Source organism: Pseudomonas guariconensis (assembly GCF_900102675.1).
GTDB lineage: Bacteria > Pseudomonadota > Gammaproteobacteria > Pseudomonadales > Pseudomonadaceae > Aquipseudomonas > Aquipseudomonas guariconensis.
Genome location: NZ_FMYX01000004.1, coordinates 355,196 through 379,851, shown reverse-complemented (window position 1 = coordinate 379,851; position 24,656 = coordinate 355,196). Strand labels below are relative to the sequence as shown.

Sequence of the window (24,656 nt, the reverse complement as noted above, 5' to 3'; positions counted from 1 at the left end):
CCTTGAGTCCTAAAGAACTCAGCGACCGATGGCCGCTGCCAATTGCAACAAGGCCGGACGCCACGCAGCCGCGCCAGGCAAGGCCAGGAAGAATTCATTGAGCAGGGATTCACGCGCCGGGTAGCGGAACGGCTGGCCATCCAGCCCGATGACCTCGCCCCCGGCACCTTCCAACACACCCTGGGCAGCAGCGGTATCCCACTGGGAGGTCGGCGCCAGTCGCGGATAGCAATCCGCGGCCCCTTCGGCCAACAGGCAGAATTTCAGCGAACTGCCGACATTGGCCAGTTCAAGCTCGCCAACGGCGCTGCCCAGCCCGCCCAACAGCGCTTCCTGCTGAGGGCTGGAATGTCGCTTGCTGGCGACCACCGTGAAGCGCCCGCCCTCCGGCGGTTGCCGACGCACCCGGATCGATTCGGCAGAACCATTCACCTCGGCGCGCCACGCGCCCAGTCCCCGGCCGCCGAAGTAGCAGCGGCCATTGGTCGGCATCGCCACCACACCAAACACCACTTCGCCCTCTTCAATCAAGGCGATGTTGACAGTGAACTCCTCGCTTCCGGCGATGAACTCCTTGGTGCCATCGAGCGGGTCGACCAACCACCAGCGGCGCCAGGCCTGGCGCTCGGCCAGCGGAATCTCGCAGTCCTCCTCCGACAGCACCGGGATATGCGGGGCCAGCACCTGCAAGCCGTCCGCGATGACCTGATGAGCGGCGAGGTCGGCAGCGGTCACCGGCGAGTCATCAGCCTTGGCCGTCACCGCCACATCGGCGCGCCAGAATGGCAAGATCGCCTCACCCGCCAGACGGGCCAGTTTCACGACTTCGTCCATCAATTGCTGATCGTTCATACGCTGAGCAACCCCCGCTGGATCATCAGGTCGCGGGCCAGGTACAGCGCTGCGAGCGCCCGGCCTTCGGAGAATTGCGGATGCATGGCCAGCGCCGACAGTTCACGCAAATTGACCTTGTCCACGCGCATCGGCTCGGGCTCGTCTCCTTCCAGACGTTCTTCGTAGAGATCGGTGGCGAGTACCACCTGGATCTTCTGGCTCATGTAGCCAGGCGAGAGGGACAGCTCGGTGAGATGCTCCAGTTGGCGCGCGCCGAAGCCGGCTTCTTCCTTGAGCTCACGGTTGGCTGCGGCCAGCACGTCCTCGCCAGGCTCGATCAGGCCCTTGGGCAAGGACAATTCATACTCATCGGTGCCACCACAGTATTCTTCCACCAGCACCGCGTGCTCGGCATCGAGCATGGCCACCACCATCACCGCGCCGTAGCCATTGCCGCGACCGACCAGGCGTTCGTAGGTCCGCTCGGTACCGTTGGAAAAACGCAACTGCACGGCTTCGACGCGGAACAGACGGCTGCTGGCGACGATCTCGCGGGCGAGGACGGTGGGTTTCTGGCGCATGGGGCGGCTCCTTGGCGTGAACGGGTTACTATACCGTGGCTTGCCGACCTAACGAGAGTTTCCCATGCCCGTTCTTCCTTGGTCCGCCATCGATACCGTCCTGCTGGACATGGATGGCACCCTGCTCGACCTGCACTACGACAACCAGTTCTGGCTGGAGCACCTGCCCCAGCGCTACGCCGAGCTGCACGGTGTCAGCCGGGCCATGGCCGAACTTGAGCTGCAGCCGCTGTTCGAGCGCAATGCAGGCACTCTCAATTGGTACTGCCTGGATTTCTGGAGCCGCGAGCTGAACCTGCCGATCCGCGAGCTCAAACAGGAAATCGCCGACCTGATTGCGCTGCGCCCGGACGCCGATACCTTCCTCGCCGCAATCCGCCAAGCCGGCAAACGCGTGGTGCTGATCACCAATGCCCATCGCGACTCGCTGTCACTGAAGCTCGAGCGTGTGGAGCTGGCGCCCTATTTCGAGCGGCTGATCAGTTCCCACGACTACGGATTTCCCAAGGAAAGCCCGCAGTTCTGGGACGCCCTGCAGGCGGACATCGGCTTCGATCCTGCGCGCAGCCTGTTCATCGACGACACCCTGGCGATCTTGCGCAGTGCGCGACGCTTCGGCGTGGAGCATTTGCTGGCCGTGCGCCAGCCCGACAGCAAGGCGGGACCGCGTGATACTCAGGAGTTCGCCGCGGTGGAGGATTACCGGCAACTGCTGGAAGGTCTGTGAGCATGCAGTCGCGGATGAACCCGCTCCCACGACGATCACACGGGAGCGGGCTCATCCGCGCATCGGGACAACAGGCAATCAGTCAGGAATGCGCAGCACCTGTCCCGGATAGATCTTGTCCGGATGCTTGAGCATCGGCTTGTTGGCCTCGAAGATCTTGTTGTACTTGTTGGCATCGCCATATTCGGCCTTGGCGATGGCGCTCAGGGTATCGCCTTTCTTGACCGTGACGAAGCGTGCCGCCTGGGCCACGGGCCCTGTGACGGTGATCTGGTCGTCCACTGATGCCACGCCATCGATGTTGCCCGCCGCCAGGATGATCTTTTCCTTTTCTTCCTGGCTCGCCACCTCGCCCTTGAGCACGATCGTATCGCCCTGGACGGTGGCGGAGATGTTCGGGTTACCCAAGCCGACGGATTCGACGTGCTTCTTGAGCTGCGCCTCGGCGTTGGCGTTTCCGGGCGTCAGCAAGTCGATCAGTTTTTCACCGGCTTCCTTCACGAAACTGAACAGGCTCATGTCGCTCTCCTTGATGATCAAACATGGGAAGCAGGAGTCTAGGACAGACTTGGCCAATCCGCCTCGCCAAGCCAATCGACGTCCTCTATCAGGGGATAGAACCTAGCGACTAGACGTCGCCCGCCTGCAAGCCTAGGCTTGTGCAGGTAACAAGCCGCCGGTAATCCGCTCTGATGAACAGCAAACCCCCAGTCTGTGCGGCGTCCATGCCTCTTGCCTTGCCTGCCGCCAGTAATACCTACGACTACGTACAACTCACCGACGAGGTGCGCGACAGCACGCCGCTCGCCGAAGAGGTGGCTCTGGCCATCGTCTACAACGGTCTGAACCAGGCGGTGATGCTGGTCAGCCCTACCCATCTGGAAGACTTCGCCGTCGGGTTCAGCGTCGGCAGCGGTATCGTCGCCAGCACCGACGAAATCTATGACGTGAAGCTCTCCGGCAGTGGCTCGGCGCTCTACGCCGACCTGGAAATTTCCAGCCGCGCCTTCTGGAATCTGAAGAACCAGCGCCGTCAGCTAGCCGGCACCAGCGGCTGCGGTCTGTGCGGCGTCGAAGCCCTGGAGCAGGCGCTACCCGAGCTGGCCACGCTGCCCGGTGCGCCCCTGCCTCCTGCGCACTGGTTGGCCGGGCTGCGCCAGCGCATCGATGCCTTCCAGCCCCTGGGGCAGCACTGCGGCGCGGTGCATGCGGCGCTGTTCATGGACCGTGACGGCGAGCTGCTACTAGGCCGTGAGGACATCGGGCGCCACAACGCGCTGGACAAGCTGATCGGCGCGCTGCTGCGCCAACGCATCGATACTGAGGGTGGCCTGGCCATCGTCACCAGCCGTTGCAGCCTCGAACTGATCCAGAAAGTCCTGCGTGCCGGCATCCAGACCTTGGTCAGCCTCTCGGCACCGACCGGCCTGGCCCTGCAATGGGCGCGTAAGCACAATCTCAATCTCATCCACTTGCCCAAACACAGCGCACCACGGGTATACAGCCCTGTGGCGCAGCAGTCGCAGGGATGAACGCGCCCGAGACCGCGGCCTCCCCCCTCTGTTCGAAAGCTGGCGAACAGCCATAAAAAAAGGCCCTGTGCGCAACGGCCAGGGCTTTGTCTCAAGTAGCTTCAGACAAGCAAAATTTGAGAAAGTTTCACCTAAAAAACAAGAAGTTAGAGAATTGTGTACAAGTCGTGCTACTCGTCGGATTTCCATTGCCAGCCGCCTCGCCGAGCCTCAAATTCGCCTCGTCATCCCTATGAGGCTCTCTCGATGAAGAAGTACTCCTCGATTCTGTTGTTGTCTTTCAGCTTGCTCAGCGGCGTTGCCATGGCCGGTGGCAATACCGAGGCCGGCATTGGCGGCGCATTGGGTGGGGTACTCGGCTCCGTAGTAGGTAACTCCATCGGTGGTAGCACCGGCGGCGCCATCGGTGCCGGCCTGGGCGGTGCGGCCGGCGGTGCCCTGGGTGCCGACAAGCGTCAGCGCGGTGAGGCCGCCATCGGTGGCGCACTGGGCGCGGCCGGCGGTAACGTAATCGGTCGCTCGATGGGCGGCACTACCGGTAGCCATATCGGTGCAGCCGCAGGTGGTGGTGCCGGTGGTGCCCTGGGTAACTACTTGGGCAACAAGGCCGACGATGACGATCGTCACGACCGCCGCTACCGTCGTGACTACGACGGCCGCCGTCACTGGGACCGTGGCCATCACTACGGCCATCGCAAGCACAAACGCCACTGGCGTTACGACGACTGATCATTCAGTCAAGCAAAGGCCCTGCCCTGACCGGCAGGGCCTTTTCGTTGGTGTCGACTTTGCGGCTCAGCCGTTGAACTGCAAGCCCGCCAGGGACGCCTGCAGGGCGTCGGGGAAGGTCACCGGGTTGCCGGAGGCACGCTCCACGAAGACCTGCACCACCGTCCCCGCCGCACAGGCTTGCGGCTCGCCTGGACGGAACAGCGCCAGGTGGTACTCCACCGTGCTACCTGCCAGGCGCACCACGCCCAACCCCACTTCGAGCACATCGGGAAACCCTGGCAAGGCATAGAACTGCGCCGCCGAGCTGATCACCACGCCCACCAGTTCACCCTCGCGCAAGTCCAGCTCGGCCTGCTCGACGAGAAACGCCTGGATGGCCGTCTCGAAGTAGCCATGCACCGTCGCGCCGGCAATATGACCATTGATGTCGTTGTCGTGGGGGCGGGTGAGGATAGGATGGAAGTGGTTGAAATGGCTGCGCTGAGGGGATTCGGTCATAGGTTACCCAGGCTTGGTTACGCGAGTGGAGGTTGCGGCCGTCATTAGGAGCAGTTGGGCTGCCCAGCAGCCCAATCACCGGACAAGCCCTCGATTGCTCCAGTGACCATACCATCGGCTCAGGACCAGAAACAAAAAAGCCGCCCCGAGGGGCGGCTTTTTCGTCCGTGCTCGCGTGCTTACAGCTGCGGGCCAGCGGCCTTGATGGCCTCGGAGACGTCGAACTTCTTGAAGTTCTCGATGAACAGATTGGCCAGGCCTTTGGCGGCCTCGTCGTAGGCAGCCGAGTCAGCCCAGGTGTTGCGTGGGTTGAGCAGGACGGTTTCGACGCCCGGAACGGCCTTCGGCACATCCAGGTTGATGATGTCCAGGTGCTCGGTCTCGGCACCGATCAAGGCACCGCTCTGGATCGCAGCGATCACGGCACGGGTGGTCGGGATGCTGAAACGCTTGCCAACGCCATAGCCACCACCGGTCCAGCCGGTGTTGACCAGGTAGACCTTGGAGCCGAAGCCTTTGATGCGTTTGATCAGCAGTTCAGCGTACTCACCAGCCGGACGTGGGAAGAACGGAGCGCCGAAGCAGGTGGAGAAGGTGGACTTGATGCCGCCGCCCGAACCCATCTCGGTGGAACCAACCAGCGCGGTGTAGCCGGACAGGAAGTGGTAGGCCGCCTGCTCATTGTTCAGGATCGAAACCGGAGGCAGAACGCCAGTCAGGTCGCAGGTCAGGAAGATGACCGCGTTCGGCTCGCCGCCCAGGTTCTTCTCGGAACGCTTCTCGACGTGCTCCAACGGGTAGGCGGCGCGGCTGTTCTGGGTCAGGCTGCCATCGGCGTAGTCGGCGTGCTTGGCGTCGTCGAGAACGACGTTTTCCAGCACCGCGCCATGCTTGATGGCTTTCCAGATGACCGGCTCGTTCTTCTCGGACAGGTCGATGCACTTGGCGTAGCAGCCGCCTTCGATGTTGAAGACAACGCCTTCGCCCCAACCGTGCTCGTCGTCACCGATCAGGTAACGGCTCTCGTCGGCCGACAGGGTGGTCTTGCCGGTGCCGGACAGACCGAAGAACAGGGTCACATCACCTGCTTCGCCGATGTTGGCGGCGCAGTGCATCGGAAGAACGTCGGCAGCTGGCAGCAGGAAGTTCTGCACAGAGAACATGGCTTTTTTCATTTCGCCGGCGTAACGCATGCCAGCGATCAGCACTTTCTTCTGGGCGAAGTTGATGATCACGCAACCATCGGAGTTGGTGCCGTCACGCTCTGGAACGCATTCGAAATTGGCGACGTTGAGCACTTGCCACTCTTCACGACCGGCCGGGTTGTACTGGGCCGGATTGATGAACAGGCAACGGCCGAACAGGTTCTGCCAGGCAGTCTGGGTGGTCATCTTGACCGCCAGGTAGTGCTCGGCGGCAGCGCCTACGTGAACGTGGGAAACGAAGTGCTCTTGGGCGTTGTTGAACGCCTCGACGCGAGCCCACAGAGCATCGAACTTGTCAGCCGGGAACTTGCGGTTGATCGGCCCCCAGGCAATGGCACCGGAGGTGCTGGGCTCGTCGACGATGAAACGGTCAGCCGGCGAACGGCCGGTACGATGACCGGTTTTCACAACCAGTGCGCCAGTATCGGCCAGCTCGCCTTCACCGCGGGACAGCGCTTCTTTTACCAGCTCATCGACGGTCAGGTCGGTGTACACGGTGTTGTTGGCTTGCGTCATGAGATACCCCATCCGGCCCAAGGCCGAGTGCTCCAAACGTTTTGTAGTTGTCTATTTCAAACTACTACAGCGAAAAAAGTGGCCGGATTATGCCAGAAAAGCCCAAAAAAAGTAGGCCCCTCCTGTCAGAACTGCGCTTTTGCGCAATTCGACAGGAGTTTCTCCTGTAGTGAACCGTTTCAGTGCTGAGTATCTGACGGTGCCTCGGTGCCACCACCTGCAAATAATTGCGCCACATCGCTCGCGTCGAAGAAATAGCGCTCGTTGCAGAACTGGCAATCGATCTCGACCTTGCCACCACACTCTTCCACCAATGCCTTGGCATCCTCTTCTCCAAGGCTCACCAATGCATTGCCGGAACGCTCGCGCGAGCAGCTGCAATGGAAGCGCAGGGGCTCGATGTCGAACAGACGCACGGCGTCCTCATGGTAGAGGCGGTGCAGCAGGGTTTCGTTGTCCAGAGACCACTCCTCAGGCTTGAGGGTGCCTGCCAGGGCCACGACATGCTGCCAGCTGCCCTCGCGCTCTTCTTCGTCGCGCTGGCGATCGACCGGCAGCTGCTGCAGCAGCAGGCCACGGGCCTTGCCACCCTTGGCGTCGAGCCAGAAGCGCGTGTTGAGCTGCTGGGACTGGACGAAATAATTGGTGAAGCACTCCGACAGGTTGGCGCCATCGAGGTCCACGGTGCCCTGGTAACGCTGGCCCTTGACCGGATCGATGGTCAAGGTCAGGTGACCGTCAGGCATCAGCTGGGCCAGGGTCGCGTCGGCCGGGATCTGGTCCGCCTCGTAGCGCGCCATGCCGCGGATATCGCGATCGCTGGAGCACTCGACCATCAACAGCGGAATCGGCCCCTGGGAGCGCGCCTGAAGCACCAGCAGGCCATCGAACTTGAGTGCGCCCACGAGTAACGCGGTCGCCGCCATCAGTTCACCCAGCAGCACGGCGACCGGCTGAGGGTAAGGATGACGGGCCAGCACGTCGGCATAGCTCTGCTCGAGCGCCACCCACTCGCCGCGGATATCGCGGTCGTCGAAGATGAAACGCTGGGTGAAGTCGGTATCCGGCAAATCGCTCATAGGTTTTGGCTATCTAAAAATGATGACAAAATGGTTACAGGGAATTACGACTCCCGTGGCAGAGCGTCCACGAGACGCTCTTAACCCCGTTGGTAATAGAGGTATTTTATGGACAATCGACCACTGTTCCAAGCAAGGTGGTCCTGGGGACCCCTCGTAGCCTGTACCCTGCTGCCTGTTGCTCTACTGTGTTTCTGGTTATGGCCTTTTGGCCAGATCCTATGTCTGACTTTAGACGAGTGGCTGTTCCACAGCCTCAACGCGCCGTTGGCCGACAACACCCTCTGGCGATACGTCTGGACGATCGGCAGTCTGCGTCCTTTCGATATTGTCGTCGGCTTGATCTTGCTGGCCCTGCTGATCCGGGGCAATTGGGTGTTCAAGGCGACCCAGGTGCGCGAAGCCTTCTTCGGTTTTCTGGTAACGCTGCTCCTCTTAGTGGTGGTTCGCGTACTGTTTTCCAAGTGGGTAGCGATCATGGGCTGGCAACACAACAGCCCATCGATGGTCTTCGACAACGTAGTCCATCTGAGCGACTACTACCCGAATCTGGAAGCCAAGTGGGAACTGAAGGATCGCTCCAGCCAGAGTTTCCCTGGCGATCACGCTTCGGTGCTATTGATCTGGGCGCTGTTCATGACCCTGTTCAGCCGCACCCTGCTGCAGCGGCTGGTGATCTGGGGCCTGGCATTGCTGTTCATGCTGCCGCGCCTGGTGGCAGGCGCCCATTGGGGGCAGGACGACTATATCGGCGGATTGCTGATGGCCGTGCTGGCCTTGGGCTGGAGCTGCTACACACCGCTGGCGGCAAAAGCCAGTGCGGTATTACTGCGCTGGACCGCCCCGTTGTTCAGCTGGCTGGCACGATTGCCGCTGGTGGGCAGGATGAGCGTCATTCGCACGGCCTGAATGGCCTTCGGGGCCGCGCTGCGGCCCCTACTCATTCATAACTGCCATGCAGCTGATGAATCTGGCGCCGCTGCTTCTTGGTCGGCCGCCCATCGGTGGTCACACCGAGCGCGCCAGCCTTGCGCATCTGGGCAGCCTGTTCACGACGCCGAACGCTTTCTTCGGTCTCTTCGTACAAGGCCTGCGCCTGCGGCGCTCCGCGACGTACATCCGACAAGGCCTTGACCACTACGGTACGTTCATCGAATCCGGTACGCAGCACGAATTCGTCACCTACCCGAGGCTCCTTGCCCGGCTTGCAGCGTTCTCCCCGGCAATGCACCTTGCCACTCTCAATGGCCGCCTTGGCCAGGGCCCGGGTCTTGTAGAACCGCGCCGCCCATAGCCATTTATCCAGGCGTACCTTGTCGTCTTCTTCCGCTTTGTGGGCCATCCCATTACCTCGAATTCTGTCTTTCACGGAACTGTACTACCGTAACTTGCGGATGCAAAAAGTCCGTGCCGTGCTTACAGTTCACCACCTCATTCGCAGGGCGTGTTTCGTGAAGACATTTGACCATCTGACTGTAATCGGCCTGCGCGAGTGGGTCGCCCTGCCCGACCTCGGCCTGGCGGGCCTGCGCGCCAAGATCGATACCGGCGCCAGCACCTCCAGCCTGCACGCCACGGACGTAGAACCGTTCGAGCGCGACGGCCAGTCCTGGGTGCGCTTCACCGCTCATCTGGGGTCAGTGGTGCAACTTCGCCACCGTCGCTGCGAAGCCCCGTTGGTCACGATGAAAACCATCAAGAGCTCCAACGGCCAAGCCCAGGTCCGCTATGTGATCCGTACGCCGCTGGCGTTGGGCGACCGGGTCTGGGAGGTGGAGTTCACCCTTGCCTGTCGCAAAAACATGCGCTATCGCCTGCTGCTCGGTTCCAAGGCGCTGATTCACGGCCAGCTGGTAGTCAATCCTGGCCTTAAGTACGTTCAGGACAAACCGGCCTTTCCGGCCACCCTTTCCCCTGTCACAGGTGCTGCATGAAGATCGCTGTGCTGTCGCGCAATCCGCGTCTGTATTCCACCCGCCGCCTGGTCGAAGCCGGTACCCAGCGTGGTCACGAGATGGTGGTGATCGATACCCTGCGCGCATACATGAACATCGCCAGCCACAAACCGCAGATCCACTATCGCGGCAAACCGCTGGAAGGTTTCGACGCAGTCATACCGCGCATCGGCGCGTCCGTCACCTTCTATGGCTGCGCGGTGCTGCGCCAGTTCGAGATGATGGGTGTCTACCCGCTCAACGAGTCGGTGGCCATCGCCCGCTCACGCGATAAGCTGCGCTCCCTGCAACTGCTGTCGCGTCGCGGAATCGGCCTGCCGATCACAGGTTTCGCTCATTCGCCGGATGACATCCCCGACCTGATCCAGATGGTCAACGGTGCCCCCTTGGTGATCAAGGTGCTCGAGGGCACCCAGGGCATCGGCGTGGTGCTGTGCGAAACCACCAAGGCCGCCGAATCGGTGATCGAGGCATTCATGGGCCTGAAGCAGAACATCATGGTCCAGGAATACATCAAGGAAGCGGGCGGTGCCGACATCCGCTGCTTCGTCGTCGGCGACAAGGTCATCGCGTCGATGAAGCGCCAGGCCAAGCCTGGCGAGTTCCGCTCCAACCTACACCGCGGCGGCGTCGCCAGCCTGATCAAGATCACCCCCGAAGAGCGCATGACCGCCATTCGTGCGGCCAAGGTCATGGGTTTGAGCGTGGCGGGGGTGGACATCCTGCGCTCCAATCACGGGCCACTGGTGATGGAGGTGAACTCCTCGCCGGGGCTCGAGGGGATCGAAGTCACCACCGGCAAGGACGTGGCCGGGATGATCATCGAACATCTGGAGAAGAACGGCGGGCCGAACCAGACACGAACCAAAGGCAAGGGCTGAGCCAACACAGCCGCGGAGCCATGACAGGGCATCAAACGGCGTTACGGGGCAACAGCAACCCCAATGGCAACCTTACCCGCGCTTCGATTCCGCCACCGGAACGATTGCGCAACTCGACATTGCCCCCGTGCTGGGCCGCGATCCGCTTGACGATCGCGAGCCCCAACCCGGTGCCCTTGCCGCCTCGGGCACGATCTCCGCGGATGAAGGGGTTGAAGATGGTCTCCAACTCCGACTCGTCTATCCCCGTCCCTCGGTCCAGTACGCTGAGCACCACATAGGGCGCGCTCTGGTCACCCGACACGTACGCCGCCACTTCGACCCCTTTGCCCGCATGATGCAAGGCATTACCGATCAGGTTACCCAGCATGCGCTTGAGCGACACCCGACGCAGCGGGAACGGCGGAATCGGCTCCAGGCACAGGCGCACCCGCTCCTCCGGCTGGTTGTAAGGCGCCACGACTTCGCGAACCAGTGCGCCCAGATCGGCCACTTCCACCGGCTCGTCCCGACCATCGCGGATGAAGGCCAGGAACTGGTCGAGGATCGCATCCATATCCTCGATGTCGCGGACCATGTCATCGGTCAGCTCACTGTCGTTAGCCATCAATGACAACGACAGGCGCAGGCGGGTCAGGGGGGTGCGCAAGTCATGGGACACTCCCGCCAGCATCAGTTCACGCTCGCGTCCGGCCTGCTCGACGTCTTCGGCCATCTGGTTGAAGGCCCGGTACACCTCGGTCATCTCGCTTGGTGTGTCGCTGATCGGCAACCGCACGCTGCGCCCCTGGCCCAGCTGCCGGGCAGCGAACACCAATCGCTTGAGCGGCTGGTTGAGCTGGCGCACGAAGATCCACGCCGAAGCGGTGGACAACAAACCGATAGCCAGGAACCAGCCCAGCACGTTCCAGATCTTCTGCCCCCGCAGCGGGTGCGGATACAAAGGCACCTTCAACCAGCCGGGGCCCAGGCTCGGCGCGTTGACCCACAAGGCAGGCGGCGCGTGGATGCGCAACCGCACCTCGGTGTCATCGCCAAGTTCGGCCTGCATCTGGCGTTGGTAGATCTCGCTGTAGGGCCAATGCTGCTCACCCTCCGGCACACCGGAGCCGGTGACCCGGATCAACCCTGCCGCCTCGGCGATCTTGTCGCGGTTCTCCTCGTCGGCGGCCCAATAGGCGCGCAATGTCAGGGCCACGCCATGGCTGTACTGGCGATCGACCAGCACGTCCTCGTTCATCAGCAGGTACACCAGCGTCAAGGCCTTGGAGAACAGGACGACGATCAGCACCAGCCACAGGGTGCGGGCGAAGAAGCTTTGCGGGAACCAAAGAGGCGTTTTCATCTGGACAACTACTGCGCTGCGCTCACGGGCGGGGCTCGACAGGGTGCGGGCCTGATCCAGACGCAAACAGGGCGACCCCATCGGGTCGCCCTGGTGCGTGATGGCAAGCCTGCAGGCTCATGTTCATTTGCTGGCGTTTCCGTCCGGCACGAAGACGTAGCCTACACCCCACACGGTCTGGATATAGCGCGGTTTGGAAGGGTCCGGCTCGATCATGCGGCGCAGGCGCGAGATCTGCACATCGATGGACCGCTCCAACGCATCCCACTCGCGGCCGCGAGCCAGGTTCATGAGCTTGTCGCGGGTCAGCGGCTCGCGAGCGTGCATGACCAGCGCCTTGAGCACGGCGAACTCGCCGGTGGTCAGCATGTGCACTTCATCGCCACGCTTGAGCTCGCGAGTAGCCAGTGAAAGTTCGTAGTCGCCGAACGTGACGGTCTCGTCCTCGCTGCCAGGGGCACCCGGTACGCTCGGGGCCTGGCGACGCAACACGGCCTTGACTCGCGCCATCAGCTCGTCCGGGTTGAAAGGTTTGCCCAGGTAATCGTCGGCCCCCAGCTCCAGGCCCTTGATGCGACTGAGCTCGTCGCCCTTGGCGGTGAGCATGATGATCGGGATCTGGTTGTTGGCCTTGCGCAGGCGGTTGCAGGCAGAGAGGCCGTCCTCGCCGGGCAGCATCAGGTCGAGCACCACCAGGTTGAAGACCTCACGGGCCAGCAGGCGGTCCATCTGCTCGGTGTTGGGCACCGCGCGGGCACGATAGCCCTTGCTGGTGAAGAAACGTTCCAGCAGGCTGCTCAGCCCCGGATCGTCATCGACGATGAGAATCTTCTCGCCTTCAGCGGTATTTGCGGTGCTGGTCATGAATAACTCCTTTGGTATCGCCGCGCATTATGGCGTAGCCATGACAACGCGTGCCGTGTGCATTGTTAGCAGATTTTTCCCATGGCGCCACTTCCCGCCTGGCCGAGGCTGGCCCGGCGCTATCACCGCAAGCCCGGCACGATGGGTATAATGCGCCGCTTTCACCCTGCGCCGCCGGGCCTGAATGCCCCCTTGCGGCCTCCAGCATTCATTATTTGTCAGGTGGTTCTCATGGACAGCATCAACAGCCGTATCGCCGAGGAACTGGGCGTTCGCCCGCAGCAGGTCGAAGCGGCCGTGGCCCTGTTGGACGAAGGCTCGACGGTGCCTTTCATCGCCCGTTACCGAAAGGAAGTCACCGGCAGCCTGGATGACACCCAGCTGCGTCACCTGGAGGAGCGCCTGCGCTACCTGCGCGAACTCGACGAGCGCCGCGCCAGCATCCTGGCCAGCATCGAGGAGCAGGGCAAGCTGACCCCGGAGCTGGCCCGCGAGATCAAGCTGGCCGACACCAAGACCCGCCTTGAAGACCTCTACCTGCCCTATAAGCAAAAGCGCCGCACCAAGGGCCAGATCGCCCTGGAAGCCGGCCTGGGCGAACTGGCCGACGGTCTGCTCAACGACCCGCAACTGACCCCGGAAGCCGAAGCGGCGCGTTTCGTCGATGCCGACAAGGGCGTGGCCGACGTCAAGGCCGCCCTGGAAGGGGCCAAGTACATCCTCATGGAGCGCTTCGCCGAAGACGCCGCCCTGCTCGACAAGCTGCGCGTGTTCCTCAAGCAGGAAGCGGTGCTCAGCGCCCGCGTGGTCGCCGGCAAGGAAGAAGAAGGCGCCAAGTTCCGCGACTACTTCGCCCACGACGAACTGCTGCGCAGCGTGCCCTCGCACCGCGCCCTGGCGATCTTCCGCGGGCGCAACGAAGGCGTGCTGACCGCCTCGCTGAAGGTAGGCGAGGAACTGCCAGGCACACTGCACCCCTGCGAGCTGATGATCGGCAACCACTTTGGCCTGGAAAACCGCAACCGTCCGGCCGACAAGTGGCTGGCCGAAGTGGTGCGCTGGACCTGGAAGGTCAAGCTGTACACCCACCTGGAAACCGACTTGTTCGGCGAGTTGCGCGACAACGCCGAGAGCGAGGCGATCAACGTCTTCGCCCATAACCTGCACGATTTGCTGCTCGCTGCGCCCGCCGGTCCTCGCGCCACCCTGGGCTTCGACCCGGGCCTGCGTACCGGCTGCAAGGTCGCGGTGGTCGATGCCACCGGCAAGCTGCTCGACCACACCACGGTCTACCCTCACGCACCGAAGAATGACTGGGACCGCACCCTTTCCATTCTCGCCGCGCTGTGCGCCAAGCACTCGGTGGAGCTGATCGCCATGGGCAACGGTACCGCCAGCCGCGAGAGCGACAAGCTGATCATCGAGCTGGTGAAGAAATACCCCGCCCTGAAGATCACCAAGGTCATGGTCTCGGAGGCCGGCGCGTCGGTCTACTCCGCCTCTGAGCTGGCAGCCCGCGAGTTCCCGGACCTGGACGTCTCGATCCGTGGCGCGGTCTCCATCGCCCGACGCCTGCAGGACCCGCTGGCCGAACTGGTGAAGATCGACCCCAAATCCATCGGCGTCGGCCAGTACCAGCACGACGTCTCTCAGGTGAAGCTGGCGCGCGGCCTGGACGCGGTGGTCGAGGACTGCGTGAACGCCGTGGGCGTGGACGTCAACACCGCCTCCGTGGCCCTGCTGACCCGCATCTCCGGCCTGAATGCCACCCTGGCCCAGAACATCGTCGCCCATCGCGACGCCAACGGCCCATTCACCACCCGTGCGGCGCTGAAGAAGGTCAGCCGCCTGGGCGAGAAGACCTTCGAACAAGCCGCAGGCTTCCTGCGGGTAATGAACGGCGACAACCCGCTGGACGCCTCGGCGGTGCACCCGGAAGCCTACCCGCTGGTACAGCGCATCGCCGCCGATACCGACCGCGACATCCGCTCGCTGATCGGCGACAGCGCGTTCCTCAAGCGCCTGGACCCAAAGAAGTTCACTGACGAGACCTTCGGTCTGCCAACGGTCACCGACATTCTTCAGGAACTGGACAAGCCCGGTCGCGATCCACGCCCTGAGTTCAAGACCGCGACCTTCCAGGAAGGGGTCGAGGACCTCAAGGATCTGGAGCCCGGCATGATCCTCGAAGGTGTGGTGACCAACGTCACCAACTTCGGCGCCTTCGTCGACATCGGCGTGCACCAGGACGGCCTGGTGCACATCTCGGCGCTGTCGGAAAAGTTCGTCAAGGACCCGCGCGAGGCGGTCAAGGCCGGCGACGTGGTCAAGGTCAAGGTCATGGAAGTGGACATCCCGCGCAAGCGGGTCGGCCTGTCCATGCGCATGAGCGACACACCCGGCGAGAAGGTCGAAGGCAACCGTGGTGGCAATCGTGGCAATGGCGGCAACCGCCAGCAACAGGCACCGCGCCCGCGTGAAACCGCAGCCGCACCGGCCAACAACGCCATGGCCGCGCTGTTCGCCAACGCCAAGCAGTTGAAGAAGAAGTGATGCAGATCCCGGCCGAATACGTTGAAAGCGCCTTCAGCCAACTCCTGGGCTGCCGCCTGCAACGCCTGGAGACGGGCGTAGCCGAGGTGGCCCTGACGCTGGAGCCGCACTTACGCAACCGCGGCCAGAAGCTGCACGGCGGGGCGATCTTCAGCCTGGTGGACATCGCCATGGGCCTGGCCTGCTCGGCCAGCCATGGCTTCGATCAGCAGAGCGTGACGATCGAATGCAAGATCAACTACATGCGCGCAGTCAGTGACGGTGAAGTCGTGTGCACCGCCCAGGTGCTGCACGCCGGGCGCCGCACACTGGTGGTCGACGCCGACGTATTCCAGGGCGACAAGCGCGTGGCCAAGGCACAAGGAACCTTCGCGGTTCTCTAGCTCACCAAGGCTTATCTGCGGTATTTTCGGCGTTATCGAGTATCGGGGCCGCTGCGCGCCCCATTGCAGGCCTCGCCCGCGTCCTCAGGCTAAACATCAGGTCCTGGGGGTGATGGCGAGGCCTGCGATGGGCTGCGACGCGGCCGCAGTCGGCACTGGCACTGCTGAAAACCCAGACAAACCAGGCGACAACGCCAGTTCCTTTTCCAACTACCCTTGTAGACCGTCATCCCTACCCCCATATTGGGGCGACTGACGCGTGAAGGAATACATCTTGAGCGAACTCCTCAACCGCCGCCTGAGCCTGCTCGGCGCCAATCTCCCCCTGCTCAAGCAGTGCCTGCACGGTATTGAGCGCGAATGCCTGCGTGTGACCGACGAAGGTCGCCTGGCCCAAACGCCGCACCCGGAGGCCCTGGGTTCGGCGCTGACCAACGAGCAGATCACCACTGACTATTCCGAGTCGCTGCTGGAGTTCATCACCCCCGCCCTGGCGGACCCGGCCAAGGTGCTCGAGAGCCTCGACGAGATCCACCGCTTCGTCTATGCCAAGCTCGGCGACGAGTACCTGTGGAGCCCGTCCATGCCCTGCACGCTGCCGGCCGAGGAGGACATCCCGATCGCCGAGTACGGCACCTCCAACATCGGCAAGCTCAAGCATGTCTACCGCAAGGGCCTTGCCCTGCGCTACGGCCGCACCATGCAGTGCATCGCCGGCATCCATTACAACTTCTCCCTGCCCGAGGCGCTGTGGCCGCTGCTGCGCGCAGCCGAAGGCAGCGAGGAAAACGACCGCGACTATCAGTCGGCGGCGTACATCGCCCTGATCCGTAACTTCCGCCGCTACAGCTGGCTGTTGATGTACCTGTTCGGCGCATCGCCCGCCCTGGACAAAGGCTTCTTGCGTGGCCACCCGCATCAGCTCGAAGAGCTGGATGCCGAAACCCTGTACCTACCCTACGCCACCAGCCTGCGCATGAGCGATCTGGGCTACCAGAGCAATGCCCAGGCTGGCCTGACGCCTTGCTACAACAACCTGGCCAGCTACACCGACAGCCTGCGCAAGGCGGTCGGCACGCCCTACCCGCCCTATGTCGAGATCGGCACGCACAAGGATGGCGAGTGGGTCCAGCTGAACACCAACATCCTGCAGATCGAGAACGAGTACTACTCGAACATTCGCCCCAAGCGCGTCACCTATACCGGCGAACGTCCGATCCAGGCCCTGACCTCCCGCGGCGTGCAGTACGTCGAAGTGCGTTGCCTGGATATCAACCCGTTCCTGCCAGTGGGTATCGATCTTCCCCAGGCACGTTTCCTCGATGCCTTCCTGCTGTTCTGCGCCCTGGACGACAGCCCGCTGCTCGAAAGTGGCGAATGCGGCCAGTGCACCAACAACTTCCTCACCGTGGTCAAGGAAGGCCGCCGTCCGGGCCTCGAACTTCGTCGCAACGGCCAGCCCATCGGGCTGAAGGATTGGGCCAGCGAGCTGATCGCCCGTATCGCCCCACTGGCCGAACTGCTCGACCGTGCCCAGGGCGGCGAAGAACACGCCAAGGCGTTGGCCGCACAGCAGGCCAAGGTCGACGATGCCTCCCTGACGCCGTCGGCCCAGGTGCTGGCGCGCATGGCCGAACACAACGAAACCTTTGTCCAGTTCTCCCTGCGTCAAAGCCGCCTGCATGCCGGAACCTTCCGCGAGCAACCGCTGAGCGTCGAGCGCCAGCAGGCCTTCGAGACCCTGGCGCGCGAGTCGCTGGCCGAGCAGTCGCGCCTGGAGCAGCAGGAAGTCGGTGACTTCGACCTGTTCGTGGGTGCCTATCAGGCCAGTATCCTGGCCATCAGCAACTGATGAGCCGCGCCACCAGCCCGCGCAAGCCACGCGCCAGCAGCCAGGCCAGGATCGACGCGATCCTCGCCGCGGCGCGCGGACTGTTGGCCGATCAAGGCGTGGCGGGCCTGTCGATCTACAGTGTGGCCGAGCGGGCACAGATCCCGCCGTCTTCGGTGTACCACTTCTTCGCCAGCGTACCGGCGCTGCTCGAAGCCTTGACCGCTGACGTGCATCTGGCGTTTCGCGAAGCCCTGAGCGCCCCTATCGACAGCAGCGCGTTCAGCACTTGGCACGACCTGTCACGGCTGATCGAGCAGCGCATGCTGGACATCTACAACGAAGATGCGGCCGCACGCCAACTGATCCTCGCCCAACATGGCCTGAGCGAAGTGGTGCAGGCCGACCGCCAGCACGACCTGGAGCTGGGCGAACTGATGCACAAGCTGTTCGACCAGCACTTCCAGTTACCGGCGATGCCCAGGGATGTGCATGTATTCGCCCTGGCCATGGAGCTGAGCGACCGGGTCTATGCGCGCTCGATGCAACTGCACGAACAGATCACCCCACGCATGGCCGAGGAAGGCAAGCGAGTGTTCGAGGCGTACCTGGGGCTGTACCTGCCGCCGTTCCTGCCCAAGCGCTGAACCACAGGACCGCTGCGGATCCTCTCACGACACAAGGCCACTGCTGCCGGGCATCGTGCACCCTGCAGGAGCGGCCTTGCGTCGCGCGAGGGGCGCACAGCGCCCCATCACCCTTACAACTTGGCGATGGACACTTCGGTGGATTTGACGAAGGCGATCACTTCGCTGCCCACCTGCAGTTCCAGCTCACGCACGGAACGGGTGGTGATCACCGAGGTGACGATGCCAGAGGCGGTCTGTACGTCGATTTCCGAAAGCACCGGGCCTTCGAGGATTTCCTTCACGGTGCCTTTGAACTGGTTGCGAACGTTGATGGCTTTGATGGTCATGATGTGATTCCTTCTCTAGGGCTTCTTGGGTTCAGTGCGCCCAACGCAGCTGCGTGGGCAAAGGGGCTACAGGTTCCGGCTCGGGCGGCGTGCCCGGTACGGCGAGAACACGGTTGAGGACTTCGCTTTCCAGCGCCGCCAGGCGGTGCGATCCACGCGCTCGCGGACGCGACAGGTCGACACTCAGGTCCAGGCCGACGGCGCCGTCTTCAATGAGGATCACCCGATCTGCCACGGCGACGGCTTCGTTGACGTCGTGGGTAACCAGCAACACGGTAAAACCGTGCTGGTGCCACAGCCGTTCGATCAGTTGCTGCATCTCGATCCGGGTCAAGGCATCGAGCGCACCCAGTGGCTCGTCCAACAGCAACAGGCGTGGTTTGTGAATCAGTGCCCGGGCCAGGGCCACACGTTGCTTCTGGCCGCCCGACAACGCCGCTGGCCAGTCATGGGCGCGCTCGGCCAGGCCGACCGCTTCCAAGGCTTGCAACGCATCGGCGCGCCAGTTGCCGGACAGCCCCAGGCCTACGTTGTCGATCACCTTCTTCCAGGGCAGCAGGCGCGCGTCCTGGAACATCAGCCGGGTTTCCTCGCGGGCTTGATCCAAGGGCGCGGCACCGGCGAGCAACTGGCCGGCGCTGGGCTGGTCGAGGCCCGCCAGCAGGCGCAGCAAGGTGCTCTTGCCGCAGCCACTGCGCCCCACGATAGCGACGAACTGGCCGGCCGGAATGTGCAGGTCGATGCCTCGCAGCACCTCGCGCTGGCCAAACGCCTTGCGCACGCCCTGAACAGCCAGGGGGATACCGCGCAGCAAGCGCGGCGGTTGTTCCTTGAGCACGGTCATGCGCCCTCCTTCTTCGCCGGTTGATAGGCCGGGTGCCAGCGCAGCCAGACACGCTCCAGGCCACGGGCGGCCAGGTCGGCAAGCTTGCCGAGCACGGCGTACAGGACGATGGCCAGGACCACCACATCGGTTTGCAGGAACTCACGGGCATTCATCGCCAAGTAACCGATACCGGCATTGGCCGAGATGGTCTCGGCGACGATCAGCGTCAACCACATGAAACCCAGGGCGAAGCGCACGCCCACCAAGATCGATGGCAGCGCGCCCGGCAGGATCACCTGGCGGAACAGGCCGAAGCCCGACAAGCCATAGCTGCGCGCCATCTCTACCAACGCCGGGTCGACGTTGCGGATGCCGTGGTAGGTGTTGAGGTAGATGGGGAACAGCGTCCCCAGCGCCACCAGGAAGATCTTGGCCGACTCATCGATGCCGAACCACAGGATCACCAAGGGAATCAGCGCCAGATGCGGCACGTTGCGGATCATCTGCACCGAGCTGTCGAGCAGACGCTCGCCCCAGTTCGACAGACCCGTGATGAAGCCCAGCACCAGGCCGATGCTGCCGCCGATCACAAAGCCCAAGGCCGCGCGCCAGCCGCTGATGGCCAGGTGCGTCCAGATCTCGCCGCTGCGCACCAACTCGACGCCGGCGCTGACCACCGCGCTCGGCGCCGGCAGGATGCGGGTCGACAGCCAGCCGCTTGCGACCGCCAACTGCCACACCGCCAACAGCAGCAGTGGCAAGGCCCAGGGTGCCAGGCGCTTCGACCAGGAAGAAGTTGCTCGACTCATGGCCAGGCCCTCAGCTCTGCGCCACGGACTTGGGCAGGATGTCGTTGGCGACCATCTCGCCGAACGGGCTCACGTAACCACCGCTCTTGGGCTGTTCGGGGCGCTGCACATCCAGGTGCGGGAACAGCAGCTCGGCGACCCGATACGACTCTTCCAGGTGCGGATACCCGGAGAAGATGAAGGTATCGATGCCCAGCGCGGCATATTCCTTGACCCGTGCGGCCACGGTCGGGCCATCGCCCACCAGCGCGGTACCGGCACCGCCGCGCACCAGACCGACGCCGGCCCACAGGTTGGGGCTGACCTCCAGCTTGTCGCGCTTGCCGCCGTGCAGGGCGGCCATACGCTGCTGGCCCACAGAATCGAAACGTGCCAGGGATGCCTGGGCACGGGCGATGGTGTCATCGTCCAGGTGCGAAATGAGCTTGTCGGCGGCCGCCCAGGCCTCTTCGTTGGTCTCGCGGACGATCACGTGCAGGCGGATGCCAAAGCGTACCTCGCGACCCTGCGCGGCAGCTTTCTCACGTACCTGAGCGATCTTTTCCGCCACCGCAGCCGGCGGCTCGCCCCAGGTCAGGTACAGCTCGACCTGTTCGGCAGCCAGGTCCTGGGCAGCGTCGGAGGATCCGCCGAAGTACAGCGGCGGACGCGGTTGCTGGATCGGCGGATAGAGCAGCTTGGCGCCTTTGACCTGGATGTGCTTGCCGTCGTAATCGACCACCTCACCCTCGAGCACCTTGCGCCAGATGCGGGTGAATTCCACGGAGGCTTCGTAGCGCTCCTGATGGTTCAAGTGCAGACCATCACCGGCCAGTTCTTCCGGGTCGCCGCCGGTCACCAGGTTGAACAGCGCGCGACCGTTGGACAGGCGATCCAGCGTCGCGGCCTGGCGTGCGGCCACGGTCGGCGAAATGATGCCTGGGCGCAGGGCCACCAGGAACTTCAGGCGCTGGGTCACCGGGATCAGCGAGGCGGCCACCAGCCAGGAGTCCTCGCAGGAACGCCCGGTGGGGATCAGCACGCCACCAAAGCCCAGGCGGTCAGCGGCCTGGGCGATCTGCTGCAGGTAACCATGGTCGACCGCGCGGGCGCCGTCGTTGGTGCCCAGGTACTTGCCGTCACCGTGGGTCGGGAGGAACCAGAAAATGTTAAGGCTCATTGGAGTTGTCTCCTCAAGGGTGGCTCGGGCCGGGAGCAGCCCCGGCCGCAGCGAATCGATCAAGGCGCGGTGGCGACCTTGGCGGGGGGTGTCCAAATCACGTCCTTGATGCTCAAGGGCTTGGGAATCAGCTTCAGCGCCTGGAAGGTGTCGGCGATCTTCTGCTGGGCGGCGACCACTTCAGGCGTGAGCGGCTTGGCACCGAAGCCTTGGCGCTTGACGGACGTGAGGGTGATGTCGGCAGGCAGGCCGAGCAGCGGGGCGACCTGGTCGGTGACCTCCTGCGGGTTGGCCTGCGACCACTGGCCGATGGCACGCACCTCGTCGACCAAGGTCTGGATCACCGCCGGGTGTGAAGTGGCGTACTTGCGGGTGGCCAGATAGAACTGGTGGTTGTCGACCAGGCCCTTGCCGTCACGCAGGGTACGGGCTTGCAGCTGCTGTTCGGCAGCGGCCTGGTACGGGTCCCAGATGACCCAGGCATCGACACTGCCACGCTCGAAGGCGGCGCGGGCGTCGGCCGGCGGCAGGTAGACCGGTTGGATGTCGCTGTACTTGAGGCCTGCGTCTTCCAGGGCGCGGACCAACAGGTAGTGGACGTTGGAGCCTTTGTTGAAGGCGACCTTCTTGCCTTTGAGGTCTTTCACCGACTGCACGGGCGAGCCCTTGGGCACGAGGATCGCCTCGCTGTGCGGTGCTGGCGGCTCGTAGGCCACGTAGAGCAGGTCGGCACCGGCGGCCTGGGCGAACACCGGCGGGGTCTCGCCGGTAACGCCGAAGTCGATGGAGCCGACGTTCAGCCCTTCGAGCAACTGAGGGCCGCCGGGGAATTCGGTCCACTGCACCTGGATGCCTTGCTCGGCCAAGCGCTTCTCCAGCGACCCCTTGGCCTTGAGCAGCACCAGGGTGCCGTATTTCTGATAACCGATACGCAGGCTTTCTGCCTGGGCCTGGGTGATGGCGCCGAAGGACACAGCCGCCGCAAACAGGGCGACCAGACCACGACGCAAGAAGACTGTGCGCATGGCGCTCTCCTGTGCGAGTTGGGTTCGGGTTGCACCTGCTTGCCCGTTGGCGGGCGAGTAAGGTGGGAAAACGGTGAAGCGGTGATGCCGGCTCAGATGCTCCAGCGGGCAGTGAGCAGGCGTTCGTTGAGCACGCCCGGGGCCACGGGTTTGGGCCGTCGGGCCAAGGCGCTGTGGAACAGTTCCAGTGAATCCTCAAGCCGCGCCTCGAGTGCGGCGGCCAGTTGCGCGGGCTTGCCGTGCTCGCCGTAGGCGATCTGGCTGTCGTCGGCGAAGATCCCTTGCAGGGTCTCTTGCGCCTTGAGTGCCGACAGCACCGGCTTGAGGGCGTAATCCACCGCCAGCATGTGGGCGATGCTGCCGCCAGTGGCGATCGGCAAGACCACCTTGTGCTCCAGCGCGCGCTCAGGCAGCAGGTCGAGCAGGGTTTTCAGCGCACCGGCGAAAGACGCCTTGTACACCGGCGTGGCGACTACCAGGCCGTCGGCCTGGGCGACCAGTTGCTGAAAGTGCTGGACCTGTGGGCTGTCGAAGCGGGCGTGGAGCAAGTCCTCGGCCGGGAATTCGCGCACCTGGAAGGTCACCACCTCCACGCCACGATCCTGCAGCCACTGGCGCGAGCGCTCGAGCAGCACGCCGGAGCGTGAACGGGTACTGGGGCTACCACCGAGAGAAACAACCAGCATGAAAAACGCTTCCTTCGATTCGATTGCAGGGCCGCGAGGAGTTGGCCTCGCTGGAATGGAATCGACATTAACAGGCAGTCATATATATCTAGAAATCATATTTTTTCATTTGTTTATTCCATTTTGTCTATTCAGTGATTTCGCTGGGTACGCCTGTGGATGCGATGGGGAATGCACTGACGCATTCGCGGCTAAACCCGCTTCCACAGGGTGGGCGGTGATCCTTTTAGGCACGGGATTACCCGCGAAGAGGTGCCTCGGAGCAACTAATCACAGCCCCGATTCATCCCAACTTCCATATCGTCGATCAAGGCCTTGGCCATGGCACTGAGGATCCGGGCGGCGCTGCCTGACATCTGGTCGCCTTCCATCTCCGCCTCGCAGGTCAGATGGCGGATGCACCCCAGCAACACGGAGAGTTCGTCGAAGGCTTGTTGGAAGGGGATGTCGGGTTGGATGCGGTACAAGTCCAGGCAGGTCTGGACGCCTGCGGTTTTCCAGATAATGGGCTTTTCCATGGTCAGCTCTCTGCGCGGTTACAGGATCACCACCACCAGAGCCTTTCTCACGAGGTAGGGTGGCAGCCGTACACGCGGGGTGAGAAACCGAGGCGCAAGAGGAACTCGGCCAGACCGAAGTCTGCCCGGGCACGGCTGCCATAACAGGAAGGCCAGCTCTCTACGCAGTCGGGTTCTCACACCCGGTCGCCAAACAGGACGACCCGGCGGCGTTATCCCCGGGGTGTTGCCCCAACAATGCAGCGGCTTCCGGCAGGTGCGTAGGATAGGTCGTTACCTGCAAAGGCCTGAAGCGCTTGGCTTGAGGTTCGGAAATATCCGACACATTGGAGGTCGGCACGCTCCTACAGGGGACACCACTAATCTCCGCGCATAAAAAAGGGCCGTCGAAACGGCCCAAAGATCCCTGCTATGGCTAAGAGCAATGCAACGAGGATTCCTTAACGATTCGGTTGCGGGGTCAGGCGCAGATAGGGTTTGACCGCCCGGTACCCTTTGGGGAAGCGCTGTTTGATTTCATCTTCGTCTTTCAACGAAGGCACGATCACCACCTCGTCGCCATCCTGCCAGTTCGCTGGCGTGGCCACCTTGTGGTTGTCGGTCAGTTGCAGCGAGTCGATCACCCGCAGGATTTCATTGAAGTTGCGCCCGGTGCTGGCCGGGTAGGTGATGGTCAGGCGCACCTTCTTGTTGGGGTCGATGACGAACAGCGAGCGCACCGTCAGGGTGTCGCTGGCGTTGGGGTGGATCAGGTCGTACAGGTCGGACACCTTGCGATCGGCATCGGCGAGGATCGGGAAGTTGACCACGGTGTTCTGGGTCTCGTTGATGTCATCGATCCAGCGAGTGTGGGAATCGACAGGGTCCACCGACAAGGCGATGGCCTTGACACCGCGCTTGGCGAATTCGTCCTTGAGCTTGGCGGTCAGGCCCAGCTCGGTGGTGCACACCGGGGTGAAGTCGGCCGGGTGGGAGAACAGCACACCCCAGCTGTTGCCCAGCCATTCGTGAAAGCGGATCATGCCGGCGCTGGATTCCTGTTCGAAATCGGGGGCGATGTCACCGAGTTTGAGGCTCATGGGGGTGGGCTCCTGTGCTGTGTCTGGTCGATGGATTCAATGTGCCTGCATTCGATTAAAAA

At 63.1% G+C, this 24,656-nt stretch carries 27 protein-coding genes; 10 read left to right on the top strand and 17 right to left on the bottom strand.

Annotated features, from left to right (window positions below):
- Window positions 1-18 precede the first annotated feature (18 nt).
- Window positions 19-852 (bottom strand): 3'(2'),5'-bisphosphate nucleotidase CysQ, encoded by an 834-nt coding sequence (gene cysQ / locus BLS27_RS09665; RefSeq protein ID WP_043208327.1) that lies wholly within the window; start codon window positions 850-852, stop codon window positions 19-21.
- Window positions 849-1,415, bottom strand: coding sequence for an ADP compounds hydrolase NudE (nudE, locus tag BLS27_RS09660; RefSeq protein WP_043208324.1), 567 nt, complete (start codon window positions 1,413-1,415; stop codon window positions 849-851). The genes cysQ and nudE overlap by 4 nt, the downstream gene beginning before the upstream one ends.
- 64 nt (window positions 1,416-1,479) lie before the next feature.
- On the opposite strand from nudE, the gene yrfG reads away from it, so the two are divergent.
- Window positions 1,480-2,142: a GMP/IMP nucleotidase gene (gene yrfG, locus BLS27_RS09655; protein WP_043208322.1), complete on the top strand. Its 663-nt coding sequence runs from the start codon at window positions 1,480-1,482 to the stop codon at window positions 2,140-2,142.
- A gap of 78 nt (window positions 2,143-2,220) precedes the next feature.
- Here the strand turns inward: yrfG and lysM are convergent, their stop codons facing one another.
- Entirely contained in the window at window positions 2,221-2,661 is a 441-nt protein-coding gene (lysM, locus tag BLS27_RS09650) for a peptidoglycan-binding protein LysM (RefSeq protein WP_043208319.1), read from the bottom strand.
- Between the two features lie 173 nt (window positions 2,662-2,834).
- Here lysM and fdhD point away from each other — a divergent pair, with 173 nt between their 5' ends.
- Together fdhD and BLS27_RS09640 are read left to right on the top strand one after the other, a co-directional pair.
- Complete coding sequence (fdhD, locus tag BLS27_RS09645) at window positions 2,835-3,674, top strand: formate dehydrogenase accessory sulfurtransferase FdhD (RefSeq protein WP_043208317.1); 840 nt, start codon at window positions 2,835-2,837, stop codon at window positions 3,672-3,674.
- Between the two features lie 246 nt (window positions 3,675-3,920).
- Window positions 3,921-4,403, top strand: coding sequence for a glycine zipper domain-containing protein (locus tag BLS27_RS09640; protein WP_043208314.1), 483 nt, complete (start codon window positions 3,921-3,923; stop codon window positions 4,401-4,403).
- A gap of 66 nt (window positions 4,404-4,469) precedes the next feature.
- Here BLS27_RS09640 and BLS27_RS09635 read toward each other — a convergent pair whose 3' ends face one another.
- The 3 genes from BLS27_RS09635 to hslO all read right to left on the bottom strand — a co-directional run bounded on the left by BLS27_RS09635 (window position 4,470) and on the right by hslO (window position 7,704).
- On the bottom strand, window positions 4,470-4,904 hold the full coding sequence (locus tag BLS27_RS09635) for an acyl-CoA thioesterase (protein ID WP_043208311.1): 435 nt from the start codon (window positions 4,902-4,904) through the stop codon (window positions 4,470-4,472).
- A 179-nt stretch (window positions 4,905-5,083) separates the two neighbouring features.
- Window positions 5,084-6,625: a phosphoenolpyruvate carboxykinase gene (locus tag BLS27_RS09630; RefSeq protein WP_043208309.1), complete on the bottom strand. Its 1,542-nt coding sequence runs from the start codon at window positions 6,623-6,625 to the stop codon at window positions 5,084-5,086.
- A gap of 179 nt (window positions 6,626-6,804) precedes the next feature.
- On the bottom strand, window positions 6,805-7,704 hold the full coding sequence (gene hslO / locus BLS27_RS09625) for an Hsp33 family molecular chaperone HslO (RefSeq protein WP_043208307.1): 900 nt from the start codon (window positions 7,702-7,704) through the stop codon (window positions 6,805-6,807).
- 108 nt (window positions 7,705-7,812) lie between these two features.
- Between hslO and BLS27_RS09620 the strand changes: the two genes are divergently transcribed.
- The gene (locus tag BLS27_RS09620; protein WP_090344339.1) at window positions 7,813-8,613 is read left to right on the top strand and encodes a phosphatase PAP2 family protein; all 801 of its coding nucleotides are present in this window, start codon (window positions 7,813-7,815) and stop codon (window positions 8,611-8,613) included.
- 31 nt (window positions 8,614-8,644) lie between these two features.
- Here BLS27_RS09620 and BLS27_RS09615 read toward each other — a convergent pair whose 3' ends face one another.
- Window positions 8,645-9,046 (bottom strand): RNA-binding S4 domain-containing protein, encoded by a 402-nt coding sequence (locus BLS27_RS09615; protein ID WP_043208302.1) that lies wholly within the window; start codon window positions 9,044-9,046, stop codon window positions 8,645-8,647.
- A 109-nt stretch (window positions 9,047-9,155) separates the two neighbouring features.
- On the opposite strand from BLS27_RS09615, the gene rimB reads away from it, so the two are divergent.
- Window positions 9,156-9,638 carry a retropepsin-like aspartic endopeptidase RimB gene (gene rimB / locus BLS27_RS09610; protein WP_043208301.1) on the top strand — a complete coding sequence of 161 codons (483 nt, stop codon included), beginning with the start codon at window positions 9,156-9,158 and terminating at the stop codon, window positions 9,636-9,638.
- Window positions 9,635-10,540, top strand: coding sequence for a 30S ribosomal protein S6--L-glutamate ligase (gene rimK / locus BLS27_RS09605; protein ID WP_043208300.1), 906 nt, complete (start codon window positions 9,635-9,637; stop codon window positions 10,538-10,540). The genes rimB and rimK overlap by 4 nt, the downstream gene beginning before the upstream one ends.
- Window positions 10,541-10,571: 31 nt before the next feature.
- Here rimK and BLS27_RS09600 read toward each other — a convergent pair whose 3' ends face one another.
- Both BLS27_RS09600 and ompR read right to left on the bottom strand, forming a co-directional pair.
- Entirely contained in the window at window positions 10,572-11,885 is a 1,314-nt protein-coding gene (locus BLS27_RS09600) for an ATP-binding protein (RefSeq protein WP_070572020.1), read from the bottom strand.
- A gap of 123 nt (window positions 11,886-12,008) precedes the next feature.
- Window positions 12,009-12,749: an osmolarity response regulator transcription factor OmpR gene (gene ompR / locus BLS27_RS09595; RefSeq protein ID WP_043208299.1), complete on the bottom strand. Its 741-nt coding sequence runs from the start codon at window positions 12,747-12,749 to the stop codon at window positions 12,009-12,011.
- Window positions 12,750-12,980: 231 nt separating this feature from the next.
- Here ompR and BLS27_RS09590 point away from each other — a divergent pair, with 231 nt between their 5' ends.
- The 4 genes from BLS27_RS09590 (at window position 12,981) to BLS27_RS09575 (ending at window position 18,163) form a co-directional block, all read left to right on the top strand.
- Complete coding sequence (locus BLS27_RS09590; RefSeq protein WP_090344336.1) at window positions 12,981-15,302, top strand: Tex family protein; 2,322 nt, start codon at window positions 12,981-12,983, stop codon at window positions 15,300-15,302.
- Window positions 15,302-15,685, top strand: coding sequence for a PaaI family thioesterase (locus BLS27_RS09585; protein WP_052352403.1), 384 nt, complete (start codon window positions 15,302-15,304; stop codon window positions 15,683-15,685). Before BLS27_RS09590 ends, BLS27_RS09585 begins: the two co-directional genes overlap by 1 nt.
- A gap of 274 nt (window positions 15,686-15,959) precedes the next feature.
- Entirely contained in the window at window positions 15,960-17,537 is a 1,578-nt protein-coding gene (gene gshA, locus BLS27_RS09580) for a glutamate--cysteine ligase (RefSeq protein ID WP_167358080.1), read from the top strand.
- The gene (locus BLS27_RS09575) at window positions 17,537-18,163 is read left to right on the top strand and encodes a TetR/AcrR family transcriptional regulator (RefSeq protein ID WP_090344333.1); all 627 of its coding nucleotides are present in this window, start codon (window positions 17,537-17,539) and stop codon (window positions 18,161-18,163) included. Before gshA ends, BLS27_RS09575 begins: the two co-directional genes overlap by 1 nt.
- A gap of 113 nt (window positions 18,164-18,276) precedes the next feature.
- Here BLS27_RS09575 and BLS27_RS09570 read toward each other — a convergent pair whose 3' ends face one another.
- From BLS27_RS09570 to BLS27_RS09535, 8 genes are all read right to left on the bottom strand, one after another.
- Window positions 18,277-18,492: a TOBE domain-containing protein gene (locus BLS27_RS09570; protein ID WP_003255829.1), complete on the bottom strand. Its 216-nt coding sequence runs from the start codon at window positions 18,490-18,492 to the stop codon at window positions 18,277-18,279.
- Window positions 18,493-18,523: 31 nt separating this feature from the next.
- Window positions 18,524-19,336: an aliphatic sulfonates ABC transporter ATP-binding protein gene (ssuB, locus tag BLS27_RS09565; protein WP_090344330.1), complete on the bottom strand. Its 813-nt coding sequence runs from the start codon at window positions 19,334-19,336 to the stop codon at window positions 18,524-18,526.
- Complete coding sequence (gene ssuC / locus BLS27_RS09560; protein WP_043208290.1) at window positions 19,333-20,127, bottom strand: aliphatic sulfonate ABC transporter permease SsuC; 795 nt, start codon at window positions 20,125-20,127, stop codon at window positions 19,333-19,335. The genes ssuB and ssuC overlap by 4 nt, the downstream gene beginning before the upstream one ends.
- Window positions 20,128-20,137: 10 nt before the next feature.
- Entirely contained in the window at window positions 20,138-21,286 is a 1,149-nt protein-coding gene (gene ssuD, locus BLS27_RS09555; protein ID WP_043208289.1) for an FMNH2-dependent alkanesulfonate monooxygenase, read from the bottom strand.
- Between the two features lie 59 nt (window positions 21,287-21,345).
- On the bottom strand, window positions 21,346-22,311 hold the full coding sequence (locus tag BLS27_RS09550) for a sulfonate ABC transporter substrate-binding protein (RefSeq protein ID WP_070572025.1): 966 nt from the start codon (window positions 22,309-22,311) through the stop codon (window positions 21,346-21,348).
- Window positions 22,312-22,403: 92 nt separating this feature from the next.
- Complete coding sequence (gene ssuE, locus BLS27_RS09545) at window positions 22,404-22,997, bottom strand: NADPH-dependent FMN reductase (protein WP_070090814.1); 594 nt, start codon at window positions 22,995-22,997, stop codon at window positions 22,404-22,406.
- Window positions 22,998-23,263: 266 nt separating this feature from the next.
- The gene (locus BLS27_RS09540; protein WP_043208284.1) at window positions 23,264-23,515 is read right to left on the bottom strand and encodes a DUF3077 domain-containing protein; all 252 of its coding nucleotides are present in this window, start codon (window positions 23,513-23,515) and stop codon (window positions 23,264-23,266) included.
- Window positions 23,516-23,955: 440 nt separating this feature from the next.
- Entirely contained in the window at window positions 23,956-24,594 is a 639-nt protein-coding gene (locus BLS27_RS09535) for a peroxiredoxin (RefSeq protein WP_090344327.1), read from the bottom strand.
- Window positions 24,595-24,656 lie beyond the last annotated feature (62 nt).

Coding starts and splice junctions, on each gene's coding strand:
- cysQ (WP_043208327.1), bottom strand. CDS start 852: ATGAACGATCAGCAATTGATGGACGAAGTCGTGAAACTGGCCCGTCTG.
- nudE (WP_043208324.1), bottom strand. CDS start 1,415: ATGCGCCAGAAACCCACCGTCCTCGCCCGCGAGATCGTCGCCAGCAGC.
- yrfG (WP_043208322.1), top strand. CDS start 1,480: ATGCCCGTTCTTCCTTGGTCCGCCATCGATACCGTCCTGCTGGACATG.
- lysM (WP_043208319.1), bottom strand. CDS start 2,661: ATGAGCCTGTTCAGTTTCGTGAAGGAAGCCGGTGAAAAACTGATCGAC.
- fdhD (WP_043208317.1), top strand. CDS start 2,835: ATGAACAGCAAACCCCCAGTCTGTGCGGCGTCCATGCCTCTTGCCTTG.
- BLS27_RS09640 (WP_043208314.1), top strand. CDS start 3,921: ATGAAGAAGTACTCCTCGATTCTGTTGTTGTCTTTCAGCTTGCTCAGC.
- BLS27_RS09635 (WP_043208311.1), bottom strand. CDS start 4,904: ATGACCGAATCCCCTCAGCGCAGCCATTTCAACCACTTCCATCCTATC.
- BLS27_RS09630 (WP_043208309.1), bottom strand. CDS start 6,625: ATGACGCAAGCCAACAACACCGTGTACACCGACCTGACCGTCGATGAG.
- hslO (WP_043208307.1), bottom strand. CDS start 7,704: ATGAGCGATTTGCCGGATACCGACTTCACCCAGCGTTTCATCTTCGAC.
- BLS27_RS09620 (WP_090344339.1), top strand. CDS start 7,813: ATGGACAATCGACCACTGTTCCAAGCAAGGTGGTCCTGGGGACCCCTC.
- BLS27_RS09615 (WP_043208302.1), bottom strand. CDS start 9,046: ATGGCCCACAAAGCGGAAGAAGACGACAAGGTACGCCTGGATAAATGG.
- rimK (WP_043208300.1), top strand. CDS start 9,635: ATGAAGATCGCTGTGCTGTCGCGCAATCCGCGTCTGTATTCCACCCGC.
- BLS27_RS09600 (WP_070572020.1), bottom strand. CDS start 11,885: ATGAAAACGCCTCTTTGGTTCCCGCAAAGCTTCTTCGCCCGCACCCTG.
- ompR (WP_043208299.1), bottom strand. CDS start 12,749: ATGACCAGCACCGCAAATACCGCTGAAGGCGAGAAGATTCTCATCGTC.
- BLS27_RS09590 (WP_090344336.1), top strand. CDS start 12,981: ATGGACAGCATCAACAGCCGTATCGCCGAGGAACTGGGCGTTCGCCCG.
- BLS27_RS09585 (WP_052352403.1), top strand. CDS start 15,302: ATGCAGATCCCGGCCGAATACGTTGAAAGCGCCTTCAGCCAACTCCTG.
- BLS27_RS09575 (WP_090344333.1), top strand. CDS start 17,537: ATGAGCCGCGCCACCAGCCCGCGCAAGCCACGCGCCAGCAGCCAGGCC.
- BLS27_RS09570 (WP_003255829.1), bottom strand. CDS start 18,492: ATGACCATCAAAGCCATCAACGTTCGCAACCAGTTCAAAGGCACCGTG.
- ssuB (WP_090344330.1), bottom strand. CDS start 19,336: ATGACCGTGCTCAAGGAACAACCGCCGCGCTTGCTGCGCGGTATCCCC.
- ssuC (WP_043208290.1), bottom strand. CDS start 20,127: ATGAGTCGAGCAACTTCTTCCTGGTCGAAGCGCCTGGCACCCTGGGCC.
- ssuD (WP_043208289.1), bottom strand. CDS start 21,286: ATGAGCCTTAACATTTTCTGGTTCCTCCCGACCCACGGTGACGGCAAG.
- BLS27_RS09550 (WP_070572025.1), bottom strand. CDS start 22,311: ATGCGCACAGTCTTCTTGCGTCGTGGTCTGGTCGCCCTGTTTGCGGCG.
- ssuE (WP_070090814.1), bottom strand. CDS start 22,997: ATGCTGGTTGTTTCTCTCGGTGGTAGCCCCAGTACCCGTTCACGCTCC.
- BLS27_RS09540 (WP_043208284.1), bottom strand. CDS start 23,515: ATGGAAAAGCCCATTATCTGGAAAACCGCAGGCGTCCAGACCTGCCTG.
- BLS27_RS09535 (WP_090344327.1), bottom strand. CDS start 24,594: ATGAGCCTCAAACTCGGTGACATCGCCCCCGATTTCGAACAGGAATCC.